The sequence below is a fragment of the Amycolatopsis sp. WAC 01416 genome, assembly GCF_003947485.1.
Classification (GTDB): Bacteria; Actinomycetota; Actinomycetes; order Mycobacteriales; family Pseudonocardiaceae; genus Amycolatopsis.
The window spans coordinates 1-15,052 of the sequence record NZ_QHHX01000002.1 but is presented as its reverse complement, the minus strand read 5'-3'; the positions used below and the strand labels follow the sequence as shown (position 1 = coordinate 15,052).

Annotated in this window: 14 protein-coding genes and 1 pseudogene; 4 read left to right on the top strand and 11 right to left on the bottom strand. The window is 68.7% G+C overall.

Going from position 1 to position 15,052, the window contains the following annotated elements; all coding sequences use genetic code 11:
• Window positions 1-28: 28 nt before the first annotated feature.
• Together DL990_RS04415 and DL990_RS04410 are read right to left on the bottom strand one after the other, a co-directional pair.
• Window positions 29-1,474: a hypothetical protein gene (locus DL990_RS04415; RefSeq protein WP_125797973.1), complete on the bottom strand. Its 1,446-nt coding sequence runs from the start codon at window positions 1,472-1,474 to the stop codon at window positions 29-31.
• Entirely contained in the window at window positions 1,471-3,081 is a 1,611-nt protein-coding gene (locus DL990_RS04410) for a hypothetical protein (protein ID WP_125780568.1), read from the bottom strand. Before DL990_RS04410 ends, DL990_RS04415 begins: the two co-directional genes overlap by 4 nt.
• A 262-nt stretch (window positions 3,082-3,343) precedes the next feature.
• Between DL990_RS04410 and DL990_RS04405 the strand changes: the two genes are divergently transcribed.
• Together DL990_RS04405 and DL990_RS04400 are read left to right on the top strand one after the other, a co-directional pair.
• Complete coding sequence (locus DL990_RS04405) at window positions 3,344-5,287, top strand: DUF6541 family protein (protein ID WP_125797972.1); 1,944 nt, start codon at window positions 3,344-3,346, stop codon at window positions 5,285-5,287.
• A 105-nt stretch (window positions 5,288-5,392) separates the two neighbouring features.
• A complete protein-coding gene (locus DL990_RS04400) occupies window positions 5,393-5,716 on the top strand; it encodes a hypothetical protein (protein WP_125797971.1) in 324 nt (107 codons plus the stop codon).
• A 26-nt stretch (window positions 5,717-5,742) separates the two neighbouring features.
• Here DL990_RS04400 and DL990_RS04395 read toward each other — a convergent pair whose 3' ends face one another.
• From DL990_RS04395 to DL990_RS04365, 7 genes are read right to left on the bottom strand one after another with little or no spacing between them, the layout of a single operon-like run.
• Window positions 5,743-6,711 carry a lysylphosphatidylglycerol synthase transmembrane domain-containing protein gene (locus DL990_RS04395; protein WP_125780562.1) on the bottom strand — a complete coding sequence of 323 codons (969 nt, stop codon included), beginning with the start codon at window positions 6,709-6,711 and terminating at the stop codon, window positions 5,743-5,745.
• A gap of 35 nt (window positions 6,712-6,746) precedes the next feature.
• Window positions 6,747-7,991: an acyl-CoA reductase gene (locus DL990_RS04390; RefSeq protein ID WP_125797970.1), complete on the bottom strand. Its 1,245-nt coding sequence runs from the start codon at window positions 7,989-7,991 to the stop codon at window positions 6,747-6,749.
• The gene (locus DL990_RS04385; protein ID WP_125797969.1) at window positions 7,988-9,040 is read right to left on the bottom strand and encodes an acyl-protein synthetase; all 1,053 of its coding nucleotides are present in this window, start codon (window positions 9,038-9,040) and stop codon (window positions 7,988-7,990) included. Before DL990_RS04385 ends, DL990_RS04390 begins: the two co-directional genes overlap by 4 nt.
• The gene (locus tag DL990_RS04380) at window positions 9,037-10,434 is read right to left on the bottom strand and encodes an AMP-binding protein (protein ID WP_125797968.1); all 1,398 of its coding nucleotides are present in this window, start codon (window positions 10,432-10,434) and stop codon (window positions 9,037-9,039) included. Before DL990_RS04380 ends, DL990_RS04385 begins: the two co-directional genes overlap by 4 nt.
• A complete protein-coding gene (locus tag DL990_RS04375; RefSeq protein ID WP_199746215.1) occupies window positions 10,434-11,159 on the bottom strand; it encodes an SDR family NAD(P)-dependent oxidoreductase in 726 nt (241 codons plus the stop codon). Before DL990_RS04375 ends, DL990_RS04380 begins: the two co-directional genes overlap by 1 nt.
• Complete coding sequence (locus DL990_RS04370; protein ID WP_037333479.1) at window positions 11,159-11,398, bottom strand: acyl carrier protein; 240 nt, start codon at window positions 11,396-11,398, stop codon at window positions 11,159-11,161. Before DL990_RS04370 ends, DL990_RS04375 begins: the two co-directional genes overlap by 1 nt.
• Before the next feature lie 16 nt (window positions 11,399-11,414).
• A complete protein-coding gene (locus DL990_RS04365) occupies window positions 11,415-12,140 on the bottom strand; it encodes a UDP-N-acetylglucosamine acyltransferase (protein ID WP_125780552.1) in 726 nt (241 codons plus the stop codon).
• Window positions 12,141-12,297: 157 nt separating this feature from the next.
• Here DL990_RS04365 and DL990_RS04360 point away from each other — a divergent pair, with 157 nt between their 5' ends.
• Both DL990_RS04360 and DL990_RS04355 read left to right on the top strand, forming a co-directional pair.
• Window positions 12,298-13,404: a DegT/DnrJ/EryC1/StrS aminotransferase family protein gene (locus DL990_RS04360; RefSeq protein WP_125797966.1), complete on the top strand. Its 1,107-nt coding sequence runs from the start codon at window positions 12,298-12,300 to the stop codon at window positions 13,402-13,404.
• Window positions 13,401-14,360 (top strand): Gfo/Idh/MocA family protein, encoded by a 960-nt coding sequence (locus tag DL990_RS04355; protein ID WP_125780548.1) that lies wholly within the window; start codon window positions 13,401-13,403, stop codon window positions 14,358-14,360. The genes DL990_RS04360 and DL990_RS04355 overlap by 4 nt, the downstream gene beginning before the upstream one ends.
• A 72-nt stretch (window positions 14,361-14,432) precedes the next feature.
• Here the strand turns inward: DL990_RS04355 and DL990_RS42360 are convergent, their stop codons facing one another.
• Together DL990_RS42360 and DL990_RS42355 are read right to left on the bottom strand one after the other, a co-directional pair.
• Entirely contained in the window at window positions 14,433-14,819 is a 387-nt protein-coding gene (locus DL990_RS42360; RefSeq protein ID WP_370305389.1) for a hypothetical protein, read from the bottom strand.
• Between the two features lie 4 nt (window positions 14,820-14,823).
• Window positions 14,824-15,052, bottom strand: a pseudogene (locus DL990_RS42355) (hypothetical protein); the annotation flags it as partial.

Below are 15,052 nucleotides of genomic sequence, written 5' to 3'. Positions count from 1 at the left end.
TAACCAACCTACGGTCGCGTAGGTCACATCACTCAGAGCGTTCTCGCCGCACGAAGGTCACCAGCGCAAGGGCGACGCCGAGCACCGTGCAGAACAACGCGATCACCTGGTGCTTGACGTTCTCCAAGCCGTCGCCCAGCGCGGCCAGCGCGAACTGACCGACGGCGACCGCGAGCAGGAATCCCAGCGTGACGCCCACCGCCTCGCGCCGCGTCTTCCAGCCGCGCCACGCGATCAGTGCCCATATCGGCAGTAAGGCGAAGAAACCCAGTGGCGACAGCAGTTTCGTCACGGTCGAAACGATCGGGACGCGATATTCCTGTGTTTCCGGGGCGAAGCCCGCCGCCCGGTCGAAGCTGCCGAGGTAGGGCGGCCGCGCGGTGAGCAGGTCGCCCGCCGCGCGGTTCAGGATTTCGGTGGTGCGCAAGGGATGCGTCGCGAAGTACTCGACGACGTTGCGCCTGCTGATCTGTTCGCGGTACTTCGGGTACTCGGGATCCAGCGTCGCGGGTTTCGGATGCCACCAGCCGTTGCCCGCGTACTGGCCGAACGAGGCGGGCAGCCCCAGCGCGGCGAGGTCGGCTCGGGTGTCGTGCCGACCGTCCACAATGGTCAGGAAGATCGTGTTGAACATGTTGATCTCACGCGAATCGTCGCCTGGCCTCGCGGCGAGAGAGCCGTCGGGCAGCTTCGCCGGTTCGACGGTCTGCTGCGCGTAAGCCGTACCTCCGGCGAGCGCGCCGATGACGAACACCACGGGAAGCCAGCGCTTCAGGCCGCGAACATCCGCCGGGCGGACGAGCAGTGCTGCGAGCGCGAGCAACGGCAGGATCATCAGCGTCTGGACCTTGGCGTTGACCGCGATCACGCCGCCGAACAGCAGCACGGCGAGGCCCGCGTAACGCCACCAGCCGGGCCTCGCGGCCACCAGCAAGCCGCCGACGGCGAGCAGGAGACCGAGGAAGGCGGCACCTTCGCCGAGCACAGAGGCGAAGTAACCGAAGAACGCGGAGTCCGCGACGACCAGCAGCAACCCCAAGGCCGCGAAACCGCGGACGCGGCGCGAGTACGGCAGGCCGACGACGATCAACGCGACCGCCGCGGCGGCGAGGACGCTGGTGAGCACGCCGAGAACGACCAGGCTGAGCGTCGATTCGAGGCCGAGCACATCGCCGATCGACCGCGCTATCCGCGCGAACCAGCTCTGGGTCAGGAGATAAGTGGCGTCGCATTCGCCTGCCGGGACCGTGTAGGCGAGGTGGACGAACCCCTCCGGCTTGCCCTTCCACGGGATGCCCGCGCCGCACAGCACGCGGAAACCGTCACCGTTGTCGGCCATCCCGACCGGCCGCGGCACGAGGAAACGAACCAGCAGCACGGTGAGCGCGGCGCCGAACACGGAGAGGCCGAACAGACGCGACGATGCTTCAAGCGCTGCTGGTCGGCTGGGGGAAACGCGTTCGTCGACACTCACGAAGGGCACGGTACGTGGCGGAAATCGGGTGAGCGGTCGAGGGCCGATCTGACCGACCGCTCGACGTCCGCCCGCAGGAACACGGTCAGCCACGACGAGGTTCCTTCACGCGCGAAGGTCGCGACGCGGTACCTCGCCGCGTACGCCGGGTCGATCACGCAGGACTGCTTCGCCGAGTAACCGCTGTCGGTGATGACGGCGATCGTCGGATGCCGCCGCGAGACGACGGCCTCACCCGCTTCCTCGGCCTGGCCACGGACGCCGACGATCTGCAGTTGCGTCCCGGCGTGGTACGACAGCACGCCGGGCGCGGACGTGCTCACCACCGAACCGGGCGGCAGATAGCCGTCGAGCCAGCGGCCGATCTCCTCCATCTGCGCGCCGTGGTCGTGCCAGGCACGCACGCGGGCGAGCATTTCCGGGCTGAACACCGAGACCAGCACCGCAAGCCCGGACAACGCCACCGCGGCGGCGGGCATCAGCCGCTGGACCGGCAGCCGCGGGCGGGGAGCCGGTTTCGCGGCCGCGGTCAGCACGCCGTAGACCGACACCGCCGCCACCGACAGCAGCGGCGGGATCGGCGCCAGCAGTCGCCAGGCCGGTCCGGCGTCACCGCCGAAGAACACCACGAACGCGGTGTGCGCGACGGCGGTGACGAGCATCAGCCAGGTCAGCGACCTGGCTTCGGCCTCGTGCGGAGTCCTTCCGGTGCGGCGCAGGAGCAGCGCCACCGCCGCGATCAGGCCGAGCAGCAGGAACCCTTGATGGGCCACCGAGAAGCCCGACAAGTACTGCCAGCCGTGGTCGATTCTGCCGCCGACATCGAGGTCGAAGGGGATGAGAACCGACGTCGGCAGGACGTGGTCGTAGTAGGTGACCCGCCACGCCGTCCACGGCACGACGAAGACCAGCCCGCCGAGCAGCCAGCCCGCCGGGGACCACCAGGTGTATCGGCCGCGGAAAGCGGCGATGACCAGCCAGATCCCGACCATGACCGCGAGCAGGAGCCCGGCCGGGCGCGTCATCATCGCGAACGCGACGAGCACTCCCGCGACCACCGGACGCCGGGCCGCGAGCGAGGCGAAGACGCCGAACACGAGCAGGACGAACAACGGCGTCTCGGTGCCGGATCCGCCGTACGCGGCAAGGCCGCCCGCGCCCGCGACGAGCACCGCGGCGGCCACCCCGTAGGCGGGCCGCGGCTCGCCTACGGCCCTCGCGACCACCCGGTTCACCGTCACATACGCGAGCAGGACGGCGCCGAGGGCGGAGAGGATGCTGAGCACTCTCGCGGAGGTTTCGATATCGGCCCCGAAAGCCGCCTTCGGCAACGCGATGAGGATCATCCAGAGGAAATTCGCGTAACCCTCGATCCGCTCGCCGGTGTTGAACACCGGGCCATTGCCGTCGGCGATGTGCTCGGCGTACCGGAAGGTGATGTACGCGTCTTCGGCGATGGTCGAGAACACCAGCTGATGCAGCAGCGAGAAAACGAGGGTGAGCGTCAGCGCGGCGGCACGCCAACCGCGGTCGGTGCCGATCTTCGGCCAGGCAACCATGACGAAGAGCGCGACCACGAGCCAGGCGACGACGAGCGCGATCACCACCTGATCCCACACCCTCCCGGGCCGAGCCACTCCGTGTGCGAAAGACTACGGTCAAGTATCGATCACCGCGCCGATGTGTTTCTTTCGGCGCAGTCAATTGACACGAACGGTCCAGCAAGTGTGCACAAAGTAGGCAACGTTCCGCCGTTTTGCCCGTGGGGATGTGACTCCTTCGGGTAACGGCCCTCGGTCGTTAATCTGGCTTCCCATTCCGTTCCGCACCCGGGGGTTCCGTGCGGATTCCCCACCCCCGAGGAAGCCCGTGCCCACCCATACCGCCCTGTCGGCCGACGTCCTCACAGTGATCGTCGCGCTGCTCGTCATCGGCCTCCCCGGCCTGCTCACCGGCCTCGCGGCCGGCCTGCGCGGCTGGGTGCTCGCGGGGGTGACGCCGTTGCTGAGCTACGCGATCGGCGGTCTCGCCGGGCCGTGGGCGGCCGCGCTGGGACTCCCGTTCACCCCGGTGACGTACGCGGTGGCGACGGCCTTGTTCGCCGGAGTGGCGTACGGCCTGCGACGGCTCACGCTGCGCAAATGGCCGCCCGCGCCGGAAGAACCGCTGTGGGGGCGGGCCGGGCACTTCGCCGTCGGGGCGTGCGTGCTGCTCGCGACCGCCGTCGGGATGTACGCGGTGGTGCGCGGGATGGGCAGGCTGGACGCCATCCCGCAGGGGTTCGACGCCGTGTACCACGCGAACGGCGTCCGGCAGATCGCCGAAACCGGGGACGGGAGCCTGTTCGGCACCGGCGAGGTCAACTGGTACGGCGACGCGGCACCGGTGTTCTACCCCAACGCTTACCACCTGCTCGCGTCCGTGGTGTACCTGCTCAGCCCGGCGAGCATCCCGCTGGCCCTCGACGTGAACACCGCGCTGCTACCGGCGTTGCTGGCGTTGTCGCTGGTCACGATGGTGCGCGTGTTCCGCGGGCGCGCGGTGTTCGCGGGCGCCGTCGCCCTCGTCTCCATCGCGCCGGTGATGGGCCTGTACGAATCGATGAGCAGGGGACCTTTGCTCCCGTTCCTGCTCGGCCTCGCGCTGACCCCGCTGGCCGCCGTCGCGGTGAAGCGGTACCTCGACCGGCCGGCGCCCGACACCGGCTTCGTGCTGCTGGTGAGCGCCGTCGGACTGCTGTGCGTGCATTCGTCGGCGTTGTTCGGCGCGATCCTGTTCGCCGGTCCGCTGCTGCTGCAACGCTGGCTCGCGCCCGGTGAACGGTGGCGGCGGATCGGCCGGGACCTGCGCGCGCTGGCGATCGTCGGGACCGGCGCGGTCGTCGTGGCGTGGCTGCAACTGTTCGGCGCGATCGGGCTCGCGAGCGGCGACGTGCCCTACCGCAGCTGGCCGGTCGAATGGCGGGCGACGACGGCGCTCGGCGCGCTGCTGGGGTTCCAGCATTACGAGCCCCATCCGCAGATCTGGCTTTCGGTCACGTTGTTGCTGGGCTTCATCTTCTTCTCGCGCGCGGGCGCGCTGCGCTGGATCGGCGTGACGGCGTTGCTCACCGGGCTCGCCTACATCGCGGTGACGTCGTCGGAACACCCTCTCGTGCTGGCGCTGTCGCGGCCGTGGTGGAACGACCCGTACCGGTTCATGTCGATGGCGGCGATCCCGCTGTCGATCATCGCGGCGCACGGCCTCGCCGAGTCGCAGGCGTGGCTGCGGGACAACGTGGCACACCGGAAGGTGCCCGCGTTCGTCGTCGCGGTGGTGGTCTTCGGCGGGTTCGCCTTCCTGAGCAACGGTTTCTACGCGCCGTCCAACGCGGAAAAGGTCGCGCCCGGCTACGCGAACACGCCCGGCGTCGACCCGCACAAACTGCCGGTGAGCCCGGACGAAGTCGTCGCGATGGAGAAGCTCGCCGAGTTCGCGAAACCCGGCGAGCGCGCGGTGAACGACCGGCTGGACGGGACCGTGTGGACCTACGCGCTCTCCGGCGTCCGCACGACTTCCGGGCATTTCGACGAGACGCTGGCGCCGTCGGACGCGCGGCTGCTGGAGTGGCACTTCCGCGAGTACCCGTCGAACGCCCAGGTGCGGGCGGCGGTGGCGCGGCTGAACGTGCGTTGGGTGATCCTCGGGCAGTACGGCTACCCGACCGGCGCCCCGCGCCAGGCCGGGCTGCGCGATCTGGACGGGCTGAACTTCCTGACCGAGGTGTACCGCAACTCCGACGCCGTCGTTTACCGGGTAAACCCCCGCAATTAGTCACCTACTTGCGGCCGTCACCCGGGTGATGAACGCGAGGTGATGAGCCGCAAGTAGGTGACTAATTGCGCGGGCTCTTGGCGTCTCTCGGTGCATGCTGTGTCCGTGACGCAGTGGATCCGCTATTTCTGGGCCGACGACGACACCGTGACTTTCCTGGAGATCGACGAAGACGGCTGGGCGCGACGGCAGGTGATCCTTCAAGGCGAGCTTCGCCTCCCGGTGTCGGCCGCGACTCTTGATGAGGTCATGCACCTCCGTGACCACGGCACGCTCGCGGACATGACCGCCTACGAAGATCGCTACGGCGTGCTGGCCGAGGGCGACGTCCGAGACTGGGAGGACACCGACCAGGTCGTCGAGATCACGCGAGCGGAATTCGACCAGGCTTGGGTACCGGCGCGGGAGACCCTGGACAACCGCGTCTGAACCCCTGAACCCCCGCAAGTAGGTGACTAATTGCGGTTCACGAGGCGGGCGGAGAGGGCGGCGGCGCCGGCGGTGATCAGGTCGGCGACGGTGAACATGACCCGCGAAGCGATGGCGAAAGCCGTCGCCTGGACGACGGTGAGACCCGACGCGGTGAGCACGGCGACCTGCGCGACCTCGCGGACGCCGACCCCGCTGGGCAGGATGAACGCGAACGTCCCGACGGTCATCGCGACGGCCATCGCGCCGACGCATAGCACGAAACCGCTGAAGCCGGGTGTGCCGACGGAGTTCGCCAGCAGCCACAGGTGCACGCCCTGGAGCGCCCACGCCGCCGTCGACGAGCCGAAGACCTTCCCGACGACCGACCAGCTCAGCCGGTGGTCCAGCGGCGGTCGGCGCAGGATCCGCAGCACCAGCGACGTACCCCAGGTGAGCACGCGCGGATGCAGCATCGCCAGGCCGACCGGGATCAGTACGAACAGCCACAGCGCCCGCGGGCTGTTGCTGAACACCGCGGGGGCCGCGAGCAGCGAGACGACCAGCGCCGACACCACGCCGACGCCGAGCTGGATCAGCGAGCCGGTGAAGATCCGTGCCCTGGCGAGCCCGGCCTTGCGGCCCAGTTCCATCTGCAGCAGGTACGCCCACACCGAACCCGGCACGTATTTGCCGAGCGAGCCGACGAGGCAGATCTGCGCGCCGCGGGCGTAGCCGATCGGCTTTCCGAGGTCGTCGACCATGACCTGCCAGCCGTAGGTCGACACCATGATCGCGGCGATGAGCGCGAGCAGGCTCAACGTGGAGGATTCCCAGGCGACCTCGGACAGCGTGCGCCAGAATTCACCCCAATTGGTGACCAGGGTCTTCGCCGCGAATCCCACGACCAGCAGGATGGCGACCCAGCGGACGACGTCGAGGATCTTCGCCTTGGTGGATTTCGGCTGCTTTACCGCAACCGAAGACTCCTCTTCGGGCGTTTCGACTGTCGTCACTGAACCTCCTCTGCTGAAACCTCTGTCGCCGCAGGTCAGGCCTGTACGGTCACCAGGCGGCTGAACTCGGTCAGCAGATCGTAGCCGTCCCAAATCGCGGAGAACGTCAGGGCCGATCCGAAAGGAACGACACGGTCGACGCCGCGGCCGGCCAATTCCGTCACGAATTCCGTCAATTCTTCTTTGGTGAAGCCGAATTGACCGACGGTTTGATCTTTGCGGAGCACGATCGGGACGAGGTCGGAAAGCGTGTCGACCCGCGCGTTGGCGAAAGTACCCGCGCCGAGCCACTCGCGCGGCAGGATGGCGGGATCGGTCAGCTCCAGCGTCGCCAGGCCGTTGCCCTGGAACTCGATGCCGTTGACGAGCCCGTCGACGGCCGCGCCGTACGCCGAAACCCGCTTCTGCACGGCCATGGCGGGCTCGGTGACGTGCTGTTTCGTCGCCAGCACCTCGGCGAGCAGCTTCCGGAACTCCTGCCCGGCTTCCTGGGCGCCGTCTTCGTCGCCGACCCAGAACACCGCGCGCGGCGACGAGCAGGCGGCCTGGTCGAACCAGTACGAGTCGTTGTAGAAGCCCTCGGCCGCGCCGCGACGCTCGGCTTCGGAGGCGTTCTGCCAGCCGCGCACCGACGCGACCGCGAACGAAGACCGGTCCGGGAAGGTCAGGTCGCGCGCGTGCGGGGCCAGCGGGTACTTGCGCAGGGCCGCGACCGAGGCGTCGCCGCCCCAGATGACCCGCAGATCCGCGGCGACCGACAGCGCGCCGCTGATCGCGTCGCTGCGGTCGTAGGTGACCATGCGCTGCGTCGCGGTGATCGCGGCGGCGGTGTCGGCGTCCACTTCGGACAGTGCGGCGTTCAGGGCCTCCAGCACCGTTTCCGCCGCACCGGCCGAACGCGACGACACCCGGACGACGTTGTGGTTACCGGCCAGCGCCGAAAGCGCCCACGAGTACACGAAGATCGTGTCGACGTTGGCGGGCGGAACGTGGAAGACCAACCCGCGCGGGAAGCGCAGCGCGTCGCCGGAAGTCTCCAAAGTGGACAGAGCTTTGGCGATCTCTCCCTTGCGCAGGAAGAACCCGAGCGACGCCAGCTCCGGGAACCGGCGCGCGGTCGCGGGCGCGAGCAACTTGCGCGCGAACTTCGTCAGGAACTCGACGACACGCGGATCGCCCACGCGCAGCCGTCCGCCGACGGGTTCGGCCCGCAGCTCTTCGACCAGCGAAGAGACCTCGATCGCGTCGCCGAGCGGGAAACGCTGGTTCAGTGTGCTCATGCCGCCGCCCCCTGGAAGGTGTCCGAGCAGCCGCGGGCCTCGGCCTTGGGCAGCCTGCCCATGACCGAGAAGTGCTTGCCAGGCCAGTCGCCGTCGTCGATTCCGTTGTAGACACCGAGGTCTTCGGTGAGCAGGACGTGGCCCGGGTACGAGTGCGGCAGCGTGCTGACGACCTCGATCACGCCGGGTTCGCCGACCGGCTGCTCTTCCCACGTCTCCGGGTTCCGGATCACGACGTCGGCGAAATCGGGGCAGTACAACGAGTTCCCGGACGGACCTTCGAGGAACACGGTGCCGATCTGCTCGATCATCCCGTAGTAGTTGTGGATCCGGGTGAGCCCGGTGTCCTCTTTGAACCGACGGCGGAACTCGGTGTTGTCGACCGCGCGGTCGATCAGCTTCTTCCAGCCGCCGGAGTGGATCAAGATCCCGTTGGACAGGTCCAGCTTGTGCTCGCGCGCGACCTCGTAGAGGTACTGCCACACCATGAAGGTGAAGCCGAAGATCAGGAACGGCTTGTCGCCGTAGGTGGCAAGGAACGTCTTGACCGCTTCGACGTCCGGCTGGTCGTTCTCGTCGAGCACGTAGGTGTGCTTGCGGCCGAAGTTGGCCATGCCCAGCACGCCCGCGCCGCGCGCGGAGAACGAGCGGCGGTTCTTGATGATGCCGATCGTGTCGACCATCAGCATCGGCAGCCGCTCACCGCCGAGGACTTCCTGAAGGGTGGCGCCGAGCTGTTTGGTCTGCGCGCCGGCGGCGGCCTTGTCCAGGTAGATCCGGGACGCGCCCGCGCCGGTGGTGCCCGACGAGGTCAGCGTCTTGAAGATCTCGGACTCGGGGATGCTGCGCAGGTCGTGCGTCTTGAACATCCGCACCGGCAGCCACGGCAGGTCCGCGATGGAGTCGAACGACGCGTCCCGCGCGATGCCGAGCGACGAGAGGATGCGCTCGTACCCCTCGGAGTTCTCGCGGTGGTGCGCGGTCAGCTCGGCGAGCTGCGGAAGCAGGTGCTTCTCGCGCTCCGCCTGAGACAACGTAAAGACGCTCATACCTGGGCCTCCAGCGACCGGTAGTCGATCTTGCCGCTGGCCAGCAGCGGCACGGTGTCGATGGGGCGGACGTCGAACCCGCTGGTGTGCAGGTGCAGCCGCTCGGACAGCGCCTTCGACGCGTCCTTGCAGATGTCCTTGTCGGCGCCCTCGGCGAACAGGACGACCTTGTCCCCGGCCGGGACGGCGGCCACGACGTCGATCCCCACCGAGGCGGAACGCACGGCGTGCTCGAGATCATCCAGGCTGACCCGGTTGCCGAAGACCTTGCCGATCCGCTTGAGGCGTCCGGTGATGTAGAGGAACCCGTCCTCGTCGAGGTAGCCGAGGTCGCCGGTGGCCAGCACGCCGCCGTACTCGTCGCCCGCGGCCAGCCCGGCCTCGTCCTCGGCGTAGCCCATCATCACGTTGGGCCCGCGGTAGACGACTTCGCCGACGATCTTCGGGTGCTTGGTCTCGGAACCGTCCTCGCGCCGGATCGCGAACGCGCCGCCGGGCAGCGCGGGCCCGGCCGAGCCGAGCTTCTCCGCGAGCCGTTCCGCCGGGACGGTGGTCATCCGCGGGGCGGCCTCGGTCTGCCCGTACATCACGAACATCCGCCCGCCGACCTCGCGGATCTTGTCGTTGAACTGGGCGACGAGGTCGTCGCGGAGCTTGCCGCCCGCCTGGGTCAGCGTGCGCAGCGTCGGGTACTTCGCCGGGTCGAACTTGAGGCGCCGCAACATCTCGTAGTGGTACGGCACACCCGCGAGCGAGGTGACCTTGTGCTCGTTGACCGCGTCCCAGAACCCGCGCCCAAGCACACCCGACGGCTCGATGACCACGGTCGCGCCGCGGACGAGATGCGAGTTCAGCACGGACAGGCCGTAGCTGTAGTGCAGCGGGAGGCTGGTCGGCGCGACCTCGTCGCGGTCGATGCCGAGCACCTCGGCGATCGCGTCGGCGTTCGCGTAGACAGCATTGCGCGCGAGCCGGACCAGCTTCGGGTTGCCGGTGGAACCGCTGGTCGGGAGCAGGATCGCCAGGTGGGGATGCGGCTCGACGCCCTCGGCGGACTTCCGGACCCAGTGTCCGTCGGAAACGCCGTAACCCTCGGGTGCGGGCGCGTCCGGCGCGGACAGCACGGCGGCCGGGCGGAAACGCTCGATGAGCCCCGCCAGGACGTCGGCGTCCAGCGCCGGGTCGATCAGCGCGATCGCGCGGCCCGCCTCGAACGCGCCGAGGTAGTTCAGCACGCTTTCGAGGTCCACCGACATCCGCGCGAACAGCGCGCCCGGCGGCAGCAGCGACAACGCGGCACCCACGCGGGTGACCTCGGCGTCGAGTTCTTCACCCGCGAGCGTTTTGCCGCTGGTGACGTCGATCAGTCGTGCACCCACACCCAACAGGGTCATCAGAGAACTAATCCTCCATCGATACCCAGCACCTGGCCGGTGATGAACGAGGCGTCATCACTGACGAGGAACCGGATCGCGTTCGCCACGTCTTCGGGCGTGCCGAGCCGCCCGAGCGGGGTCTTGCCGATGTTCTCGGCCTTGGCGTCCTCGGTGAGACCCGAGGTCAGGTCGGTGTCGATGACGCCGGGCGCCACCGCGTTGACCCGGATCCCGGACCGGCCGAGCTCCTTCGCGGCCGAACGCGCGATGTTCGCCACCGCCGCCTTCGAGGCCGCGTACACCGTCTGACCGGCGCTTCCGTGCTCGCCGACGATAGAAGCCAGCACCACGATGGCCCCGGTCTTCTTGCGCATCATCGCCCTGGCGGCGGCCTGGACGGTGTGCAGCGTGCCGGCGACGTTCGTGCTCAGCGTGGTGTCGACCAGTTCCTCGCGGATCATGCCGAGGAGCGCGTCCTCCATGATCCCGGCGTTGGCGACCACGATGTCGAGTTTGCCGTGCTCCTTGGCCACGCCGCGGACCAGCGTCGACACGGCCTTGGCGTCGGTGACGTCCAGGGCGAGCCCGCTCGCGGCCCCCGCCGCGGCCGCCGCTTCCTTGGCCTTGGCCTCGTCGCGGCCGGTCAGGACGACGGTGGCGCCCGCCTCGGCGAGCGCCCGCGCGGTCGCCAGCCCGATGCCCCGGGTACCCCCGGTGACCAGGGCGATCCTGCCGTCCAGCATCACTTGTTCTGGAGGTCGGTCACCATGTCGACGGCGACCTTGAAGCTGGACATGTCGATCACCTGGTCGGTGTCGAATTCCACGTCGAACTCGTCCTCGATGGCCGCGACCAGCGCCATGTGACCGACCGAGTCCCAGGCCTCGATGTCGCGGTACTTCAGGTTTTCGACGTCGACCTCGCCATCGAGGTCCAGCGCCTCGACGAAGACCTCACGCAGCTTGCCGGCGACTTCCGCCATCTTCAGACTCCTAGTGTCACTCGCGCGGACGGGCGTCCCACGCCTTCACCAAGGTAGAGAGGTCGCCGGGCAGCCGGTCGGCCAGCCCGTCCTCAGGGAGACCGGCCTTACCCTTCAGCCACGGTCCCAGCGCCTCGATGGCCGCCTCGTCCAGGCCTCGGCGAGACAGGCCCACCGTATTGACGCCCGTCACTCGCGCGGGGTTGCCGACGGCGATGGTGAACGCGCCCACCTCCTTGCGGACCGCGGAGCTCATCCCGACCATCGCGCCGGGGCCGACGACGACCCGCTGGTGCAGGATCGCGCCCATGCCCAGGTTCGCCCCGGACCAGATGTGGCAGTGGCCGCCGGTGATGACGTTCGAAGCGACCGTGACGGCGTCTTCGACGATGCAGTCGTGGGCGATGTGGGAGCCGCGAAGGAAGTAGCCGCCGTCGCCGATGGTGGTGGTGCGCCAGGTGCCCTGGTGGACGCTCACGTACTCGCGGATCCGGTTGCGGCTGCCGATGACGACGCCGTGGCCGTCGTGATCGGGATCACCGTTCGGCGCGGATTCCCAGGCGGCGGGGTGCTCGCGACCGCGATCCTCGCCGGGGGTCCCGATGGTCACGTGCGGGCCGATCCAGTTGCCGTCCCCGATCCGCGTGGGGCCCACGATGACCGTGAACGGTCCGATGACGTTGTCTTCACCGAGCTCGACACCCTCGCCGATGACTGCTGTCGGGTGGATGCGGTTCACCACGTGAGTTCCGTTCGTTGTGGCTGGAGGCAGCCTGGGGTATTGGGCGCTTCGGCGGTCCCGGTAACGTGTGGCCCGCGCCAGAGAGGGCGGCCGGGCGCAGAACCGGCGGCTCACTGTACCGGACGCACCAGAACGCCCAGTCGAGAGAGACTTGCAGATGATCCCCATTACCGTGGTCGACGTCCGTGACGCGGAGGACCTCGTCGTCGAGGTGCTGCGATCCGGCGCCATCGCACAGGGACCGATGGTCAAGCGCTTCGAGGACGCGTTCGCGAGCGTTTCCGGCACGAAGCACGCGATCGCCGTCAACAACGGCACCACCGCGCTGGTCGCCGCCATCCAGGCGCTCGGCCTTCAGCCGGGCGACGAGGTCGTCACCTCGCCGTTCACCTTCGTGGCGACGCTGAACGCGATCCTGGAAGCCGGCGCGACCGTCCGCTTCGCCGACATCCGGCGCGACGACTTCGCGATCGACCCGGACGCCGTCGCCGCCGCGATCACCGACCGCACCAAGGTCCTGATGCCCGTGCACCTCTACGGGCAGACCGCGGACATGGGCAAGCTCGCGCCGCTGGCAGCCGAGCACGGTCTCAAGGTCATCGAGGACTCCGCGCAGGCCGTCGGCGCGTCGTTCCAGGGCAAGCCGTCCGGCTCCTTCGGGATCGGCTGCTTCTCCTTGTACGCCACCAAGAACGTCACCACCGCCGAGGGCGGCGTGATCACCACGGACGACGATGGGCTCGCGGACAGCCTGCGCGTGCTGCGCAACCAGGGCATGCGCGCCCGCTACCAGTACGAGGTCGCCGGGCACAACTACCGGATGACCGACCTGCACGCCGCCGTCGGCATCCCGCAGCTGGAGAAGCTCGACCAGCTCACCGCCGCTCGCCAGGCCAACGCGAAGCGCCTCACCGAAGGCCTCGCCGGCACCCCGGGCCTCGATCTCCCGCAGGTCCTGCCGGGCCGCGAACACGTGTGGCACCAGTACACCGTGCTGGTCGGCCCGCACGCCTTCCTCTCGCGCGACGAACTCGCCTCCGCCCTCACCGAGCGCGGCATCGGCAACGGGATCTACTACCCGAAGATCGTCTTCGACTACGACTGCTACCGGGACAACCCGCTGATCCCCGACGCGAAGGTCGAGGACTTCCCGGTGGCCGGTTCCGTCGCCGCGCAGGCGCTTTCCCTGCCGGTGCACCCGCACCTTTCCGAGTCCGACCTGGACACCATCATCGAAACGGTTCGCGAGGTTCTCGGCGCATGACCACGCACAAGATCGCCCTCATCGGCACCGGGAACATGGGTTCGCTGCACGCCCGTGTCCTCGCCGCGAACGAGCGCGTGGACCTCGTCCGCGTGATCGACCCGCGCGAAGAGGCGGGCCGCAAGGTCGCCGAACGCTACGAAACCCAGTGGACGCCCGAAATCGGCTCTCTGTCCGATGTGGACGCCGTCGTGCTCGCTTCGGCGACCGAGGCGCATTACGAGCTGGCGCAGGAGATCCTCGGCCAGGGCAAGCCGATGCTGGTCGAGAAGCCGGTGTGCAACAGCTTCGAGTTCTCCCAGGAGATCGTCGGGCTTTCGGCGAAGAAGGACGTCCCGCTGATGTGCGGGCTCCTGGAGCGCTACAACCCGGCCGTGATGACCGCGCGGGCGCTGGTCAACGAGCCGATCCACCTGATGGCCCGCCGCCACGGCCCGTACGCGCCGCGGATCAAGACCGGTGTCGCGTGGGACCTGCTGGTGCACGACGTCGACCTGGCGATCCAGTTCTTCGGTGGCGCGACCCCGCAGCGGGTCGCCTCCGGCGCCGGCTACTTCCACCCGAACTCGGTCGAAGGCGCCGAAGACACCATCGAGACGGTGCTGTCGTTCGAGTCCGGGCTCGCCACGGTCTCCGCGTCGCGTCTCGGCCAGCGCAAGGTCCGCTCGCTCTGGGTGTCCGAACTGGACCGCATGATCGAGATCGACCTGCTTCGCCGCGACGTCACCATCTACCGGCACGTCTCGCACGACTCGGTCACCGAGGACGGCCTCGGCTACCGGCAGCAGACGGTCATCGAGATCCCGGAACTGGTCACCGCGCGCGAACCCCTCGCCACCCAGCTGGACCGGTTCGTCGACCTGCTCGAAGGCAAGATCGACGCCGACACCGAGCGGGACCTGATCCTGCCTTCGCACGCCGTCGTCGACCAGGTGCTGACGCAGGCCGCGGCCTGATCTCTCCTCGCAATTCGGCACCTGGTTGCGATCCTTGCGCGTGCAACGATCGCAACCAGGTGCCGAATTGCGTTATTTGGTGAGGCGCTGGCCCTTCGCGTCGTAAGCGATGAGGGGGGTCAGCGCTCCCGCCGACTCCACCTGGGCGCCGTCGAACCAGAAGAGGACGATCGACGGGTCCTCGCTCCAGGGGATCGCCTTGGCCTCGACCGGTTTCCCGCGGACGGTGCTGGTGATCCGCGCCGCCGGACCGGCGAAGTAGCCGAACACGGGCACGAACGTCCCCCGGATCACGTCGCCGCCGTCCACCGCGTGGAAACCGAACGACCGATCGGATCCCTTGAACTCGTTGCTGGCCAGGAGCGCGTCGTACTCGCCCGTCTGGTTCCGGTACGCGACCTGGAGGCCGAACCTGACGTCCGGCATCTGCGGCTCGTCGATCGCGAAGGCGTAAAGCACCAGATCACGGCCGCCTTCTCCCTTGACCCCAAGCGAGATCGCCTCGCCGAAAGGCTGCTCGGACGGGGCTTCGGTGATCGTCGGGCTCTCCGGTGCCGGTATCGGTGCCGACGATGACCAGCACCGTCACCAGCGTGGCGGCGACCCCGCCCGCACCGGTCGCGAGACGGCGGCGACGCCGGATCCGCCTGCCCTTGGTCATGATCGCGCCGAGATCGGGTTCGGCGAACTCC

Excerpts from the sequence above, each read along its gene's own strand:
- DL990_RS04390 (WP_125797970.1), bottom strand. The coding sequence starts at position 7,991 with ATGAGCACACTGAACCAGCGTTTCCCGCTCGGCGACGCGATCGAGGTC.
- DL990_RS04385 (WP_125797969.1), bottom strand. The coding sequence starts at position 9,040 with ATGAGCGTCTTTACGTTGTCTCAGGCGGAGCGCGAGAAGCACCTGCTT.
- DL990_RS04380 (WP_125797968.1), bottom strand. The coding sequence starts at position 10,434 with ATGACCCTGTTGGGTGTGGGTGCACGACTGATCGACGTCACCAGCGGC.
- DL990_RS04375 (WP_199746215.1), bottom strand. The coding sequence starts at position 11,159 with ATGCTGGACGGCAGGATCGCCCTGGTCACCGGGGGTACCCGGGGCATC.
- DL990_RS04370 (WP_037333479.1), bottom strand. The coding sequence starts at position 11,398 with ATGGCGGAAGTCGCCGGCAAGCTGCGTGAGGTCTTCGTCGAGGCGCTG.
- DL990_RS04360 (WP_125797966.1), top strand. The coding sequence starts at position 12,298 with ATGATCCCCATTACCGTGGTCGACGTCCGTGACGCGGAGGACCTCGTC.
- DL990_RS04355 (WP_125780548.1), top strand. The coding sequence starts at position 13,401 with ATGACCACGCACAAGATCGCCCTCATCGGCACCGGGAACATGGGTTCG.